Origin of the sequence: Kitasatospora sp. NPDC090308 (genome assembly GCF_044769485.1) — a bacterium.
GTDB lineage: Bacteria > Actinomycetota > Actinomycetes > Streptomycetales > Streptomycetaceae > Kitasatospora > Kitasatospora fiedleri.
In genome coordinates this window covers 169,247-184,681 of record NZ_JBIVXY010000002.1, presented here as the reverse complement: position 1 = coordinate 184,681, position 15,435 = coordinate 169,247, and the positions used below count along the sequence as shown (strand labels likewise).

Annotated in this window: 13 protein-coding genes; all 13 read right to left on the bottom strand. The window is 71.9% G+C overall.

Annotated features, from left to right (window positions below; translation table 11 throughout):
- Positions 1-41: 41 nt before the first annotated feature.
- From nuoN to ACIQVD_RS04770, 13 genes are read right to left on the bottom strand one after another with little or no spacing between them, the layout of a single operon-like run.
- Complete coding sequence (gene nuoN, locus ACIQVD_RS04830) at positions 42-1,679, bottom strand: NADH-quinone oxidoreductase subunit NuoN (protein WP_400682389.1); 1,638 nt, start codon at positions 1,677-1,679, stop codon at positions 42-44.
- Complete coding sequence (locus ACIQVD_RS04825) at positions 1,676-3,289, bottom strand: NADH-quinone oxidoreductase subunit M (RefSeq protein ID WP_400682391.1); 1,614 nt, start codon at positions 3,287-3,289, stop codon at positions 1,676-1,678. Before ACIQVD_RS04825 ends, nuoN begins: the two co-directional genes overlap by 4 nt.
- Entirely contained in the window at positions 3,289-5,187 is a 1,899-nt protein-coding gene (nuoL, locus tag ACIQVD_RS04820) for an NADH-quinone oxidoreductase subunit L (RefSeq protein WP_400682393.1), read from the bottom strand. The genes ACIQVD_RS04825 and nuoL overlap by 1 nt, the downstream gene beginning before the upstream one ends.
- A gap of 17 nt (positions 5,188-5,204) precedes the next feature.
- Positions 5,205-5,504: an NADH-quinone oxidoreductase subunit NuoK gene (gene nuoK, locus ACIQVD_RS04815; RefSeq protein WP_100836724.1), complete on the bottom strand. Its 300-nt coding sequence runs from the start codon at positions 5,502-5,504 to the stop codon at positions 5,205-5,207.
- The gene (locus ACIQVD_RS04810; protein ID WP_400682395.1) at positions 5,501-6,364 is read right to left on the bottom strand and encodes an NADH-quinone oxidoreductase subunit J; all 864 of its coding nucleotides are present in this window, start codon (positions 6,362-6,364) and stop codon (positions 5,501-5,503) included. The genes nuoK and ACIQVD_RS04810 overlap by 4 nt, the downstream gene beginning before the upstream one ends.
- A complete protein-coding gene (nuoI, locus tag ACIQVD_RS04805; protein WP_100836726.1) occupies positions 6,361-6,951 on the bottom strand; it encodes an NADH-quinone oxidoreductase subunit NuoI in 591 nt (196 codons plus the stop codon). The genes ACIQVD_RS04810 and nuoI overlap by 4 nt, the downstream gene beginning before the upstream one ends.
- A 7-nt stretch (positions 6,952-6,958) precedes the next feature.
- Complete coding sequence (gene nuoH, locus ACIQVD_RS04800) at positions 6,959-8,296, bottom strand: NADH-quinone oxidoreductase subunit NuoH (RefSeq protein ID WP_400682397.1); 1,338 nt, start codon at positions 8,294-8,296, stop codon at positions 6,959-6,961.
- Entirely contained in the window at positions 8,293-10,734 is a 2,442-nt protein-coding gene (locus tag ACIQVD_RS04795; RefSeq protein ID WP_402286052.1) for an NADH-quinone oxidoreductase subunit G, read from the bottom strand. Before ACIQVD_RS04795 ends, nuoH begins: the two co-directional genes overlap by 4 nt.
- The gene (gene nuoF, locus ACIQVD_RS04790; RefSeq protein WP_400682400.1) at positions 10,731-12,089 is read right to left on the bottom strand and encodes an NADH-quinone oxidoreductase subunit NuoF; all 1,359 of its coding nucleotides are present in this window, start codon (positions 12,087-12,089) and stop codon (positions 10,731-10,733) included. The genes ACIQVD_RS04795 and nuoF overlap by 4 nt, the downstream gene beginning before the upstream one ends.
- Entirely contained in the window at positions 12,089-12,829 is a 741-nt protein-coding gene (gene nuoE, locus ACIQVD_RS04785) for an NADH-quinone oxidoreductase subunit NuoE (RefSeq protein WP_400682402.1), read from the bottom strand. The genes nuoF and nuoE overlap by 1 nt, the downstream gene beginning before the upstream one ends.
- Positions 12,826-14,154, bottom strand: coding sequence for an NADH-quinone oxidoreductase subunit D (locus tag ACIQVD_RS04780; protein ID WP_100836730.1), 1,329 nt, complete (start codon positions 14,152-14,154; stop codon positions 12,826-12,828). Before ACIQVD_RS04780 ends, nuoE begins: the two co-directional genes overlap by 4 nt.
- On the bottom strand, positions 14,154-14,876 hold the full coding sequence (locus ACIQVD_RS04775; RefSeq protein WP_400682404.1) for an NADH-quinone oxidoreductase subunit C: 723 nt from the start codon (positions 14,874-14,876) through the stop codon (positions 14,154-14,156). Before ACIQVD_RS04775 ends, ACIQVD_RS04780 begins: the two co-directional genes overlap by 1 nt.
- Positions 14,873-15,427 (bottom strand): NADH-quinone oxidoreductase subunit B family protein, encoded by a 555-nt coding sequence (locus ACIQVD_RS04770; RefSeq protein ID WP_030459087.1) that lies wholly within the window; start codon positions 15,425-15,427, stop codon positions 14,873-14,875. The genes ACIQVD_RS04775 and ACIQVD_RS04770 overlap by 4 nt, the downstream gene beginning before the upstream one ends.
- Positions 15,428-15,435: the final 8 nt, after the last annotated feature.

The following is a 15,435-nucleotide window of genomic DNA, read 5'->3' as shown; positions in this document are numbered from 1 at the left end:
CCCGCCCCGGTGGGGGCCGGGGCCGGGGCCGCGGGGGCGGGTCAGCGGACGAACAGCGAGGCCCTGGAGGCCAGGTCGAGGAAGTACTGCGGGAGCAGGCCGAGTCCGAGGGTGACCAGGACGCCGACGCCGATGGCGGTGGCGGTGAGCGGGCTGGGCACGGCGACGGCGGGGCCGGAGGGCTGCGGGTCGGAGAAGAACATCAGCACGATGACCCGGATGTAGAAGAACGCGGCGACCGCGGAGGAGAGCACGCCGACGATGACCAGCGGGGTGGCCCCGCCCTCGGCCGCGGCCTGGAAGACCGCGAACTTGCCGGTGAAGCCGGAGGTCAGCGGGATGCCCGCGAAGGCCAGCAGGAACAGCGCGAACACCGCGGCCAGCAGCGGCGAGCGGCGGCCCAGTCCGGCCCAGCTGGACAGGTGGGTGGCCTCGCCCTTGGAGTCGCGCACCAGGGTGGTCACGGCGAACGCGCCGAGCGTCACGAAGGAGTACGCCAGCAGGTAGAAGAGGACCGCCGAGACGCCGCGCCGGTCGGTGGCGATCAGGCCGGTGAGGATGAACCCGGCGTGCGCGACCGAGGAGTAGGCGAGCAGCCGCTTGACGTCCTGCTGGGTGACGGCGAGGACCGCGCCGACCACCATGGTGAGGATCGCCACGCCCCACATGACCGGCCGCCAGTCCCAGCGCAGGCCGGGGAAGGCGACGTAGAACAGCCGCAGCAGGGCGCCGAACGCGGCGGTCTTGGTGGCGGCCGCCATGAACCCGGTGACGGGCGTCGGGGCGCCCTGGTAGACGTCCGGCGTCCAGGAGTGGAAGGGCACCGCGCCGACCTTGAACAGCAGGCCGACGGCCAGCATGGCCAGGCCGATCAGCAGCAGCGCGTCGTTCTGGGTGGTGACGGCCAGCGCCGGGGTGACCGGGGCGACGCCGGAGACCGCGTCGGCGATCTCGCCGAGCTGGACCGAGCCCGCGTAGCCGTACAGCAGGGCGGTGCCGAACAGGAAGAACGCCGAGGCGAACGCGCCGAGCAGGAAGTACTTGACGGCCGCCTCCTGGGAGATCAGCCGGCGGCGGCGGGCGAGCGCGCACATCAGGTACAGCGGGAGGGAGAGCACCTCCAGCGCCACGAACATGGTCAGCAGGTCGTTGGCGGCCGGGAAGAGCAGCATGCCGCCGACCGCGAACAGGGTGAGCGGGTAGATCTCGGTGGTGCGCAGGCCCTCGCGGGTGGCGTCGCGCTCCTGCTCGCCGCCGGGGACGGCCGCGGCCTGGGCGGCGAACGCGTCGACCCGGTGGCCGTTGATCCGCGGCTCCAGCCGGCCCTCGGCGTAGGTGAGCACGGTCAGCACCGCGGTCAGCAGGATCACGCCCTGGAGGAACAGCGCGGGGCCGTCGATGGCGACCGCGCCCATCGCCAGCAGCCCGGCCCTGGTCGTGGCGTGGCCCTGCGCGGCGAGCACCACCACGGCGGCGAAGGCGCCGCCGAGGCCGAGCAGCGAGACGCCCAGCTGGGTGGTGGCGCGCAGCCGGCGGGGCAGGAACGCCTCGACCAGGACGCCCAGCACCGCGGCGCCGAAGACCACCAGCATCGGGGAGAGCTGGCCGTACTCGATGTGCGGGGCGGGGATGCTCGGGCTGTTGCCGCCGGCGGCGGCCAGCGCGTGGACGGGGTTCACTCCTGCTCACCTCCGTTGGTGGCGGCGACCGGGTGGGCCGGCGCGGGGTCGGTGCGGTGGACCTGGCTGAGGGTGTCGTTCACGGACGGGTTGACCAGGTCGGTGAGCGGCTTCGGGTAGACGCCCAGCAGCAGGGTCAGCGCCACCAGCGGGGCGACGACGGCGAGTTCGCGGGCCTTGAGGTCCTTGACGCCCTCGACGCCGGCCTTGACCGGGCCGGTCATGGTGCGCTGGTACAGCAGCAGGGCGTACAGCGCGGCCAGCACGATGCCGAAGGTGGCGATGACGCCGAGCGCCGGGTAGCGGCTGAAGGTGCCGACCAGGACCAGGAACTCGCTGACGAACGGGGCCATGCCGGGCAGCGACAGGGTGGCCAGGCCGCCGATCAGGAAGGTGCCGGCCAACACCGGGGCGACCTTCTGCACGCCGCCGTAGTCGGCGATCAGGCGGGAGCCGCGGCGGGAGATCAGGAAGCCGGCCACCAGCATCCACGCGGCGGTGGAGATGCCGTGGTTGACCATGTAGAGCGTCGCGCCGGACTGGCCCTGGCTGGTCATCGCGAAGACGCCCAGGATGATGAACCCGAAGTGCGAGATGGACGCGTAGGCGACCAGCCGCTTGATGTCCTTCTGGCCGATCGCGACCAGCGCGCCGTAGACGATGCCGATCAGCGCCAGCACCATGATCACCGGGGCGAAGGTCTTCGACGCGTCCGGGAACAGGCCCAGGCAGAAGCGCAGCATCGCGAAGGTGCCGACCTTGTCGACCACCGCGGTGATCAGCACGGCCGTCCCGGCGGTGGACTCGCCCATCGCGTTCGGCAGCCAGGTGTGCAGCGGCCACATCGGGGCCTTCACCGCGAAGGCGAAGAAGAAGCCGAGGAACAGCGCCCGCTGCGCGTCGGGGCCGATGACCAGCTTGCCGGAGGAGATCGCGTCGGTCAGCGCGGTCAGGCTGAACGTCGCCTGCCCCTGGTTCCCGGCCGCCACGTACAGGCCGATCACGGCGGCCAGCATGACCAGGCCGCCGAGCAGGTTGTACAGCAGGAACTTGACGGCGGCGTAGGAGCGCTGGCGGTCCGAGTCGGGGCCGCCGGCCCGGTCGCCGAAGCCGCCGATCAGGAAGTACATCGGGATCAGCATGGCTTCGAAGAACACGTAGAACACGAAGACGTCGGTGGCCAGGAAGGACACCAGCACCATCGCCTCGACGGCCAGGATCAGCGCGAAGAACGCCTGGGTGCGCCGCTTGGACTCGAACGAGCCCTCGGGGACGGCCGGGTCCGCGTCGTGCCAGCCGGCCAGCATCACCAGCGGCACCAGCACGGCGGTGAGCAGCGCCAGCGCGGTGCCGATGCCGTCCGCGCCCAGCGAGAAGCTGATCCCGAAGGAGCGGATCCAGGAGTAGGACTCGGTCAACTGGTAGCGGGCGCCGCCGGGTTCGTAGGAGGCGGCGATCGCGGCGGCCAGGCCGAGGGTGACGGCGGAGACCGCCAGCGCGACGGTCTTGGTGGTGCGCCGCCGGGCCTCGCTGGTCCCGGCCGGGAGGGCGGCGGTGAGCACCGCTCCGGCGGCCGGGACGGCACAGGTGGCGGAGAGGAGGTAGCTCATCAGACCGACCTCATCAGGAGAGTGGAGGCGACCAGCACCAGCGTGCCGCCGAACATGGAGAGCGCGTACGTGCGGACGTAGCCGGTCTGGATCCGGCGCAGCCGGCCGGAGAGTCCGCCGATCGCGGCGGCCAGGCCGTTGACGAAGCCGTCCAGGCCCCGGCTGTCGAACCAGACCAGGGTGGCGGCCAGTGCCGAGCCGGGGCGGACCAGGACGGCGTGGTTGAAGTCGTCCTGGAGCAGGTCGCGGCGGGCGGCCCGGGTGAGCGGGGAGCCGATCGGGGCCGTGACCGGGACGGGGCCGCGGCCGTACATCTGCCAGGCCAGGCCCGCGCCGGCCAGCATGCAGGCGGTGGCGATCAGGCTGACCGCGAGCGGGGACAGCGGCGAGTCGCCCTCGGCGTGGCCGGTGACCGGCTCCAGCCAGTGCAGGAAGGAGCTGCCGAAGGCGAACAGGCCGCCGGCGAAGACCGAGCCGAAGGCCAGCACGACCATCGGGACGGTCATGGTCCTCGGGGACTCGTGCGGGTGCGGCGGTTCGCCGGTTTCGGCGTCCGGCTGCCAGCGCTTCTCGCCGAAGAAGGTCAGCACCATCACCCGGGTCATGTAGAACGCGGTGACCGCGGCGCCGAGCAGGGCGCACAGGCCGAGGATCCAGCCCTCGGTGCCGCCCCTGGCGAACGCCGCCTCGATGATCTTGTCCTTGGAGAAGAAGCCGGACAGGCCCGGGAAGCCGATGATCGCCAGGTAGCCGAGGCCGAAGGTGACGAAGGTGACCGGCATGTGCTTGCGCAGGCCGCCGTAGTGCCGCATGTTCACCTCGTCGTTCATGCCGTGCATGACCGACCCGGCGCCGAGGAACATCCCGGCCTTGAAGAAGCCGTGGGTGACCAGGTGCATGATGGCGAAGGCGTAGCCGATCGGGCCCAGGCCCGCGGCCATGACCATGTAGCCGATCTGCGACATGGTCGACCCGGCCAGCGCCTTCTTGATGTCGTCCTTGGCGCAACCGACGATCGCACCGAACAGCAGCGTCACCGTGCCGACCACCACCACGGCGGTCCGGGCGTCCGGCGCCAGGTCGAAGATCGCCCCGGAGCGGACGATCAGGTAGACGCCGGCGGTGACCATGGTGGCCGCGTGGATCAGCGCGGAGACCGGGGTCGGGCCCTCCATCGCGTCGCCCAGCCAGGACTGCAGCGGCACCTGGGCGGACTTGCCGCAGGCCGCCAGCAGCAGCATCAGCGCGATCGCGGTGAGCTTGCCCTCGCTCGCGTCGCCCGCGGTGGCGAACACCGGCCGGAAGGCGAACGAGCCGAACTCGACGAACATCAGCATGATCGCGATGGACAGGCCCATGTCGCCGACCCGGTTGACGATGAACGCCTTCTTGGCGGCCGTCGCGGCGCTCGGCTTGTGCTGCCAGAACCCGATCAGCAGGTAGGACGCCAGCCCGACGCCCTCCCAACCGACGTACAGCAGCAGGTAGTTGTCGGCCAGCACCAGCACCAGCATGGCGGCCAGGAACAGGTTCAGGTAGGCGAAGAAGCGGCGGCGGCGCTCGTCGTGCGCCATGTAGCCCACCGAGTACAGGTGGATCAGGGTGCCGACGCCGGTGATCAGCAGGACGAAGGTGACCGAGAGTTGGTCGAGCTGGAAGGAGACGTCGGCCTGGAAGCCGTCGACCGGGATCCAGCTGAACAGCCGCTCGGTGACGGCGCGGTGCTCGGCGTCCCGGCCGAGCATGTCCGCGAACAGGGCCAGTCCGAAGGCGAAGGAGAGCGCGGCCAGCAGGGTCGCGATCCAGTGCCCGGACCGGTCCAGGACCCGTCCGCCGAGCAGCAGCAGGGCAGCACCGGCCAGCGGCGCCGCGATCAGCAGCGGAATGAGAGAGTTCACTGTGAAGGGCCCTCCGCCTACAGCTTCATCAGGTTGCTGTCGTCGACCGAAGCGGAGTGCCTGGTCCGGAAGATCGAGACGATGATGGCGAGGCCGACCACGACCTCGGCCGCCGCGACCACCATGGTGAAGAACGCGATGATCTGGCCGTCCAGGTTGCCGTGCATCCGGGAGAAGGTGACCAGCGCCAGGTTCGAGGCGTTCAGCATCAGCTCCACGCACATGAACAGCACGATCGCGTTGCGCCGCAGCAGCACCCCGGAGGCGCCGATGGTGAACAGCAGCGCGGCGAGGTACAGGTAGTTGGCCGGGTTCACTCCGCCTCCTCCTCGGTCGGGGCCGACGTCGGGGTCGGCACGGTCTCCAGCGCCTGGCGCGGCCCGGACACCTTGGGGCGGGCGGAGGACGGGCGGCCCAGCCAGTCGGCCGTGGTCTCCTCCAGCTCGGCCATCCGCCGGAGCATCTCCTGGCTGACGTCGCGGATCTGGCCGCGCTCGCGCAGGGTGCCCATCACCGAGTCCTCGGCGACGGTGCCGTCCGGCAGCAGCGCCGGGACGTCCACCGCGTTGTGCCGGGCGTACACGCCGGGGGCGGGCAGCGGCGGCACCTGGATGTTGTCCCTGACCCGCCGGGCGGCCAGCTGGCGCTGGGTCAGCGGGGCGCGGACCTTCTCACGGTGGGTCAGCACCATCGCGCCGACCGCCGCGGTGATCAGCAGCGCGCCGGTCACCTCGAACGCCCAGACGTACTTGGTGAAGATCAGCCGGGCCAGGCCCTGCACGTTGCCCTCGGCGTTCGCCCCGGACAGGCCGGTGAAGTTGCGCAGGTGGGCGTTGGCCAGGCCGGCGATCAGCAGCACGCCGAAGCCCAGGCCGCAGAGCACCGCGGCGATCCGCTGGCCCTTCAGCTGCTCCTTGAGCGAGTCCGCCGAGGAGACGCCGACCAGCATCACCACGAACAGGAACAGCATCATGATCGCGCCGGTGTAGACCACGATCTGCACCACGCCGAGGAAGACCGCGCCCTGCGCCATGTAGCAGACCGCCAGCGCGAGCATGGTGGCCGCCAGGCAGAGCGCCGAGTGCACGGCCTTCCGCATCAGCAGCATGCCGAGCGCCCCGCCGACCGCGACCACGGCCAGCACCCAGAACTGCACGGCCTCGCCGGTGGAGGTCATGACCGCTCCTCCTTCTCGCGCTCGTGCCGCTCCTGCCGGACGGTGCCGGGCGCCGCGCCGGTGACCTCGCCCCGGTAGTACGCGCCCTCGTCGGCGCCCGGGAAGATCGCGTGCGGGGCGTCGACCATGCCCTCGGTCAGCCCGACCAGCAGCTGCTCCTTGGTGAAGATCAGGTCCTGCCGGGAGGAGTCCGCGAGCTCGTACTCGTTGGTCATGGTCAGCGCCCGGGTCGGACACGCCTCGATGCACAGCCCGCACAGGATGCAGCGGGCGTAGTTGATCTGGTAGACCGCGCCGTAGCGCTCGCCGGGCGAGTAGCGCTCCTCGTCCCGGTTGTCGGCGCCCTCGACGTAGATGGCGTCGGCCGGGCAGGCCCAGGCGCACAGCTCGCAGCCGACGCACTTCTCCAGTCCGTCCGGGTGCCGGTTGAGCTGGTGGCGGCCGTGGAAGCGCGGAGCGGTGGGCTTCTTGTACTCCGGGTACTGCTCGGTGAGCCGCTTCTTGAACATGGCCCTGAAGGTCACGCCGAAGCCGGCGGCCGGCCCGAGGACCGACTTCTCTGAGGTCTCGGAGGACTCGTCAGACATTCTCGGATCAGCTCCCTTCGGAATGGTCGGCCCCGTTGAGGGCGTCCTGGAGTTGCGGGGTCCGGCGGCGGCGGCGCGGGACGGGCGGCAGTTCCTGCCCGGGCAGCGGCGGCACGGGGTAGCCCCCGGCCATCGGGTCGAACGCCGGCTCGGCGGCGGGCGGTTCGGCGGGCTTCTTGCGCAGCAGGTCGACCACCAGCGCGGCCAGCAGGACCACCGCCAGCGGCGCGCCCACGTACAGCACCACCTTGGCGAAGTCGTAGCCCTCGTTGCGCAGCGCCCGCACGGTGGCGACCATCACCAGCCAGACCAGCGAGACCGGGATGAGCACCTTCCAGCCGAGCTTCATGAACTGGTCGTAGCGCAGCCGGGGCAGGGTGCCGCGCAGCCAGATGAAGAAGAACAGCAGCAGCTGGATCTTCAGCACGATCCAGAGCATCGGCCACCAGCCGTGGTTGGCGCCCTCCCAGAAGGTCGAGACGGGCCACGGGGCGCGCCAGCCGCCCAGGAACAGGGTGGAGGCGACCGCCGAGACGGTGACCATGTTGACGTACTCGGCCAGCATGAACATCGCGAACTTCAGCGAGGAGTACTCGGTGTTGAAGCCGCCGACCAGCTCGCCCTCGGCCTCCGGGAGGTCGAACGGGGCCCGGTTGGTCTCGCCGACCATCGCGATGACGTACACGATGAAGGACACCGGCAGCAGCACCGCGAACCAGGTGGGCTGCTGCGAGGAGACGATCTCCGAGGTGGACATCGAGCCCGAGTAGATGAACACCGCCGCGAAGGACAGGCCCATCGCGATCTCGTAGCTGATCATCTGCGCGGAGGAGCGGATGCCGCCGAGCAGCGGGTACGTCGAGCCGGACGACCAGCCGGCCAGCACGATGCCGTAGATGCCCACCGAGGCGGTGGCCAGGATGTACAGCAGCGCGATCGGCAGGTCGGTCAGCTGGAGCGGCGTCCGGGTGCCGAAGATCGACACCTGGTTGTCGGCCGGGCCGAACGGGATCACCGCGAACGCCATGAACGCGGGGATCGCCGCCACCACCGGCGCCAGCACGTAGACCGCCTTGTCGGCGCCCTTGACCACCAGGTCTTCCTTGAGCGCCAGCTTCACGCCGTCGGCCAGCGACTGCAGCATGCCCCACGGGCCGTGCCGGTTCGGGCCGATCCGCAGCTGCATCCAGGCGACGACCTTGCGCTCCCAGACGATGGCGATCAGCACCGTCAGCACCAGGAACGCGAAGCAGAACACCGCCTTCAGCAGCACCAGCCACCACGGGTCGCGGCCGAAGAAGCCGAGCGTGTCGGCGGCGGCCAGGGGGGCAGCGAGGGGGCTCATGATTCCTCCGCCGGGGCGATGGTGACCAGGTGGCCGACCGTGGTGCCGAGCGTGCGGTACGCGCCGCCGTCCGGCGTCGAGTTGAGCGGCAGCCAGACCGTGCGGTCCGGCATCGCGTCGGTGATCTCCAGCGGCAGGGTCAGCGACCCGGCCGGTCCGGTGACCCGCAGCGCGCCGCGCGCGCCGACCTCGGCGGCGGTGGCCGCGGACAGCCGGGCCACCACCGGGTGCCGGGTGCCGGCCAGGTGGGTGTCGCCGTCCTGCAGCGAGCCGTGGTCCAGCAGCATCCGGTGCCCGGCCAGCACGGCCTGCCCGGTGGCCGGGCGGGGCAGCGCGGCGGGGTGCGCGGCGGGCGCGGCCGGGCGGGCGCCCTGCCACGGGGTGAAGCGGTCCAGCTCCAGCCGGGCCGCCCGGACGTCGGGCAGGCCGATCGGCCGGTCCAGCGCGTCCGCGAGCATGTTCAGCACCCGGACGTCGGCGTGCAGGTGGCCGCGCATCAACTGGTCGGGCTTGAGCGCGGGTTCGAACATCCGGACCCGGCCCTCCCAGTCCAGGAAGGTGCCGGCCTTCTCGGCGACCGCCGCGACCGGCAGCACCACGTCGGCGTGCGCGGTGACCGCGGACGGGCGCAGCTCCAGCGAGAGCACGAACTCCGCCCGGGCCAGCGCCGCCTCGGCCAGCGCCGGGTCCGGCAGGTCCTCCAGGCCGACCCCGCCGACCACCAGCGCGTCGAGCTCGCCCGCGGCGGCGGCGGCCAGGATCTCGCCGGTGTCGCGGCCGGGGCGGGCCGGCAGCTCGGCGACGCCCCAGTGCGCGGCGGCCTCGGCGCGGGCGGCGGGCACCGCGACGGCCCGGCCGCCGGGCAGCAGCCCGGGCAGCGCGCCCGCCTCGACGGCGCCGCGCTCACCGGCCCGGCGCGGCACCCAGGCGAGCCTCGCCCCGGTGGCGTGCGCCAGGCGCAGCGCGGCGGTCGGGCCGCCGGCGGTCTGCGCGAGCCGCTCGCCGACCAGCACGACGGCGCCCGGGGAGCGCAGCGCGTCCGCGCAGCGTCCGGCGTCGTCGGCGAGCACCTCGTCGCCGGCCAGCGCCGCCAGCCACTCGACCTCGGTGCCGGGGGCGGCCGGCAGCAGCGCGCCGTGCAGCTTGGCCAGGCCGCGGGAGGCGTGCGAGGCGATCGAGAACACCCGCAGCCCGGACGCCCGGTTGGCCTTGCGCAGCCGCAGGAAGACGATCGGCGCCTCCTCCTCGGCCTCCAGCCCGACCAGCAGCACCGCCGGGGCGGCCTCCAGCTGCCGGTAGGTCACCCCGCCGCCGTCCAGGTCCACGCCCGTCCCCGCGACCGCCGCCGCCAGGAAGTCGGCCTCCTCGGCGCTGTGCGGCCGGGCCCGGAAGTCGACGTCGTTGGTGCCGAGCGCGACGCGGGCGAACTTGCCGTAGCCGTACGCGTCCTCGACCGTCACCCGGCCGCCCGCGAGCACCGCGGCGCGCGCCCCGCGCAGCCCCTCGGCGGCCCGGGCCAGCGCCTCCGGCCAGGACGCGGCGACGAGTTCGCCGTCGCGGCGGACCAGCGGGGTGGTGAGGCGGTCGCGCTGCTGGGCGTAGCGGAACGCGAACCGGCCCTTGTCGCAGTTCCACTCCTCGTTGACCTCCGGCTCGTTGCCGGCCAGGCGCCGCAGCACCTTGCCGCGCCGGTGGTCGGTGCGCTGCCCGCAGCCCGCCGAGCAGTGCTCGCACACCGACGGGGAGGAGACCAGGTCGAACGGGCGGGAGCGGAACCGGTAGGCGGCGGAGGTGAGCGCGCCGACCGGGCAGATCTGGATGGTGTTGCCGGAGAAGTAGGAGTCCAGCGGCTGGTCCGCGCCGGTGCCGACCTGCTGGAGCGCGCCGCGCTCCACCAGGTCGATGAACGGGTCGCCGGCGATCTGCTGCGAGAAGCGGGTGCAGCGGGCGCACAGCACGCAGCGCTCGCGGTCCAGCAGCACCTGGGTGGAGAGCGGGACCGGCTTCTCGTACGTCCGCTTGACGCCCTCGAACCGGGAGTCGGGGTCGCCGGTGGACATCGCCTGGTTCTGCAGCGGGCACTCGCCGCCCTTGTCGCAGACCGGGCAGTCCAGCGGGTGGTTGATCAGCAGCAGTTCCATCACGCCGCGCTGCGCCTTCTCGGCGACCGGCGAGGACAGCTGGGTGCGCACCACCATGCCCTCGGCGACCGGGACGGTGCAGGAGGCGACCGGCTTGCGCTGCCCCTCGACCTCCACGATGCACTGGCGGCACGCCCCGGCGGGGTCGAGCAGCGGGTGGTCGCAGAAGCGCGGGACCTGGGTGCCGATCTGCTCGGCGGCGCGGATCACCAGCGTGCCCTTGGGGACGCTGACCTCGGTGCCGTCGATGGTGAGCGTGACCAGCTCGGTCTGGGTGGAAGGCTCCGTGACCGTCACGCGTGCACCTCCCTCTCGGTGGCGGACTCGTGGGCGGAGGCCCGGCCGGCCCAGACGGTGGAGGCCGCCGGGTCGAACGGGCAGCGGTGTTCGTCGATGTGCTGCTGGTACTCGGCGCGGAAGTGCTGGAGCGAGGAGACGATCGGGCTGGCCGCGCCGTCGCCCAGCGCGCAGAAGGACTTGCCGTTGATGTTGTCGGCGATGTCCAGCAGCTTCTCCAGGTCGCCGGCCGCGCCCTGCCCGGCCTCGATCCGCTTGAGCAGCTGGACCAGCCAGTAGGTGCCCTCGCGGCACGGGGTGCACTTGCCGCAGGACTCGTGGGCGTAGAACTCGGTCCACCGGGTGACGGCCCGCACCACGCAGGTGGTCTCGTCGAAGACCTGGAGCGCCTTGGTGCCGAGCATCGAGCCGGCCGCGCCGACGCCCTCGTAGTCCAGCGGGACGTCCAGGTGCTCCTCGGTGAACATGGGGGTCGAGGAGCCGCCCGGGGTCCAGAACTTGATCCGGTGCCCGGCCCGGACGCCGCCGGAGACGTCCAGCAGCTGGCGCAGCGTGATGCCGAGCGGCGCCTCGTACTGGCCGGGGTTGGTGACGTGCCCGGAGAGCGAGTACAGCGTGAAGCCGGGCGACTTCTCGGTGCCCAGCGACGTGAACCAGTCCTTGCCGCGGGCCAGGATCGGCGGCACCGAGGCGATCGACTCGACGTTGTTCACCACCGTCGGGCAGGCGTACAGGCCGGCGATCGCCGGGAACGGCGGGCGCAGCCGGGGCTGGCCGCGGCGGCCCTCCAGCGAGTCGAGCAGCGCGGTCTCCTCGCCGCAGATGTACGCGCCCGCGCCGGCGTGCACGGTGATGTCCAGGTCGATGCCGGAGCCCTGGATGTCCTTGCCGAGGTACCCGGCCTCGTACGCCTCGGCGACGGCCGCCTGGAGGCGGCGCAGCACCGGGACGACCTCGCCGCGCAGGTAGACGAAGGCGTGCTCGCAGCGGATCGCGTACGAGGCGATGACCATGCCCTCGATCAGCGCGTGCGGGTTGGCGAACAGCAGCGGGATGTCCTTGCAGGTGCCCGGCTCGGACTCGTCGGCGTTGACCACCAGGTAGTGCGGCTTGCCGTCGTTCTGCGGGATGAACTGCCACTTCATGCCGGTGGGGAAGCCGGCGCCGCCGCGGCCGCGCAGGCCGGCGTCCTTGACCAGGGCGATCACGTCGTCCGGGGGCATCGCGAGGGCGGCGGCCAGGCCGTCGTAGCCGCCGTGGCGGCGGTAGGTCTCCAGGGTCCAGGGGCGCTGGTCGTCCCAGGACGCGGAGAGGACCGGGGAGAGGAGCTTCTCGGCCGGCTCGGCGGAGGTCATCACGCTTCCGTCCCTTCGTGCCGCGGGGAGACCACCTTGGCGCCCGGGGTGCCGGGCAGCGCCTCGCCCCGGGCCAGCCGCAGGCCGGCCAGCGAGGGCGCGCCGCCGGCCCCGGACTCGTCGACCGCGCCGGGGCGCTCGTCGGCGAAGCCGGCCAGGATGCGGGAGGTCTGCTTGAACGAGCAGAGCTTGGCGCCGCGGGTGGGCGCCACCTCCTGCCCGGCGCGCAGCTGGTCGACCAGCTGCTTGGCGCTCTCCGGCGTCTGGTTGTCGAAGAACTCCCAGTTGACCATCACCACGGGGGCGTAGTCGCAGGCCGCGTTGCACTCGATCCGCTCGATCGAGACCGAACCGTCCTCGGTGGTGCGGTTGTTGGCGATCCCGAGGTGCTCGGAGAGCTCGTCGAAGATCTGGTCGCCGCCGAGCACCGCGCACAGCGTGTTGGTGCACACGCCGACGTGGTACTCGCCGGCCGGGCGCCGCCGGTACATGGTGTAGAAGGTGGCGACCGCGGTGACCTCGGCGGTGGTCAGGTCCAACTGCTCGGCGCAGAACCGGATGCCGGTCGGCGTGACGCAGCCGTCCTCGGCCTGCACCAGGTGCAGCAGCGGCAGCAGCGCCGAGCGGGACTGCGGGTAGCGGGCGATCAACTCCCGGGCGTCGGCGGCGAGTCGCTGCTCGACCTCCGGCGGGTAGGGCTTGGCCGGCAGCGCCGGCAGGCCGAGTTCTGTGCTGCTCACCGGTCCACGCCTCCCATCACCGGGTCGATCCCGGCCACCGCCACGATCACGTCGGCCAGCGGGCCGCCCTCGCACATCGCGGCCATCGTCTGCAGGTTGGTGAACGACGGGTCGCGGAAGTGCACCCGGTAGGGCCGGGTGCCGCCGTCGCTGACCACGTGCACGCCGAGTTCGCCCTTGGGCGACTCCACCGCGGCGTAGGCCTGGCCGACCGGGACCTTGAAGCCCTCGGTGACCAGCTTGAAGTGGTGGATCAGGGCCTCCATCGAGGTGCCCATGATCTTCCGGATGTGGTCCAGCGAGTTGCCCATGCCGTCGGGGCCGACGGCCAGCTGGGACGGCCAGGCGATCTTCTTGTCGGCCACCATGACCGGCCCGGGGGCCAGCCGCTCCAGGCACTGCTCGACGATCCGCAGCGACTGCCGCATCTCCTCCAGCCGGATCAGGAACCGCCCGTAGGAGTCCGCGGTGTCGGCCACCGCGACGTCGAAGTCGTAGGTCTCGTAGCCGCAGTACGGGTCGGACTTGCGCAGGTCGTGCGGCAGCCCGGTGGCCCGCAGGATCGGGCCGGTGGCGCCGAGCGCCAGGCAGCCGGGCAGGTCGAGGAAGCCGACGTCGACCAGCCGGGCCTTGAACACCGGGTTGTCGGTGGCCAGTTTGTCGTACTCGTGCATCCGCGAGCGCAGCAGGTTGACGCCCTCGCGGATCTTGTCGACCGCGCCGGGCGGCAGGTCCTGGGCCAGGCCGCCGGGGCGGACGTAGGCGTGGTTCATCCGCAGGCCGGTGACCAGCTCGAAGATGTCCAGGACGACCTCGCGGTCCCGGAAGCCGTAGATCATCAGGGTGGTGGAGCCGATCTCCATGCCGCCGGTGGCCAGTGCCACCAGGTGCGAGGAGATCCGGTTGAGCTCCATCATCAGCACCCGGATCACGGTGGCCCGCTCGGGCACGTCGGCGGTGATCCCGAGCAGCTTCTCCACGGCCAGGCAGTAGGCGGTCTCGTTGTACAGCGGGGTGAGGTAGTCCATCCGCGTCACGAACGTGGTGCCCTGCACCCAGTTGCGGAACTCCATGTTCTTCTCGATGCCGGTGTGCAGGTAGCCGATGCCGCAGCGGGCCTCGGTGACCGTCTCGCCGTCGATCTCCAGGATCAGCCGCAGCACGCCGTGGGTGGACGGGTGCTGCGGGCCCATGTTGACGATGATCCGCTCGTCGTCGGCGCCGGCCACCGCCTCGGCGACCTCGCCCCAGTCGCCGCCGGTGACGGTGAACACCCGTCCCTCGGTGGTCTCCCGGGCGCCTGCTTCGTAGTGGGTGCTGCTCATCAGCTGTACGACCTCCGCTGGTCGGGAGCCGGGATCTGGGCGCCCTTGTACTCGACGGGGATGCCGCCGAGCGGGTAGTCCTTGCGCTGCGGGTGGCCCAGCCAGTCGTCCGGCATCATGATCCGGGTGAGCGCCGGGTGGCCCTCGAAGACCAGGCCGAAGAAGTCGTAGGTCTCCCGCTCGTGCCAGTCGTTGGTCGGGTAGACGCTCACCACGGACGGGACGCGCGGGTCCGCGTCGGGCGCGGTGACCTCCAGCCGGATCAGCCGGGTGTGGGTGATCGAGCGCAGGTGGTAGACGGCGTGCAGCTCCCGGCCCCTGTCCTGCGGGTAGTGCACGCCGCTGACGCCCAGGCACAGCTCGAAGCGGAGCGCCGGGTCGTCGCGCAGGATGCGCACCGACTTCAGCAGGTGCTCGCGCTCGATGTGGAAGGTCAGTTCGCCGCGGTCGACGACGGTCTTGCCGATCACGTCGGCGACGTCGAGGCCCTGTTCCTCCAGCGCGCCCTCGAACTCGTCGGCCACCTCGTCGAACCAGCCGCCGTAGGGGCGCTCGCTGGCGCCGGGCAGCACGATCGGGGCGTCCAGGCCCCCGAAGCCGGAGGTGTCGCCGGTGCCGCGGGCGCCGAACATGCCCTGCCGGCGGCCGACCACCTCGACCGGGATCTCCCGCCGGGTCGCCGGCACCTCGGGCGCCTGCTCCGGCTTGTCGGAGTCGCTCATCGCAGCAGCCCCCGCATCTCGCTGGTCGGGACGGCCTGCAGCGCGAGGCGCTCGGCCTCCTCCTCGGCCCGGCGGCGGTTCACGCCGAGCTTCTCGTGCTGGATCTTCTCGTGCAGCTTGACGATCGCGTCCAGCAGCATCTCCGGGCGGGGCGGGCAGCCCGGCAGGTAGATGTCCACCGGGACGATGTGGTCGACGCCCTGGACGATCGCGTAGTTGTTGAACATGCCGCCCGAGGAGGCGCACACGCCCATCGAGATGACCCACTTCGGGTTCGGCATCTGGTCGTAGACCTGCCGCAGCACCGGCGCCATCTTCTGGCTCACCCGGCCCGCCACGATCATCAGGTCGGCCTGCCGGGGCGAGCCCCGGAAGACCTCCATGCCGAACCGGGCCAGGTCGTAGCGGCCCGCGCCGGTGGTCATCATCTCGATCGCGCAGCAGGCCAGACCGAAGGTCGCCGGGAAGACCGAAGCCTTCCGCACCCAGCCCGCGGCGGCCTCCACGCTGGTGAGCAGGAAGCCGCTCGGCAGCTTCTCCTCGATACCCATCAGTTCCC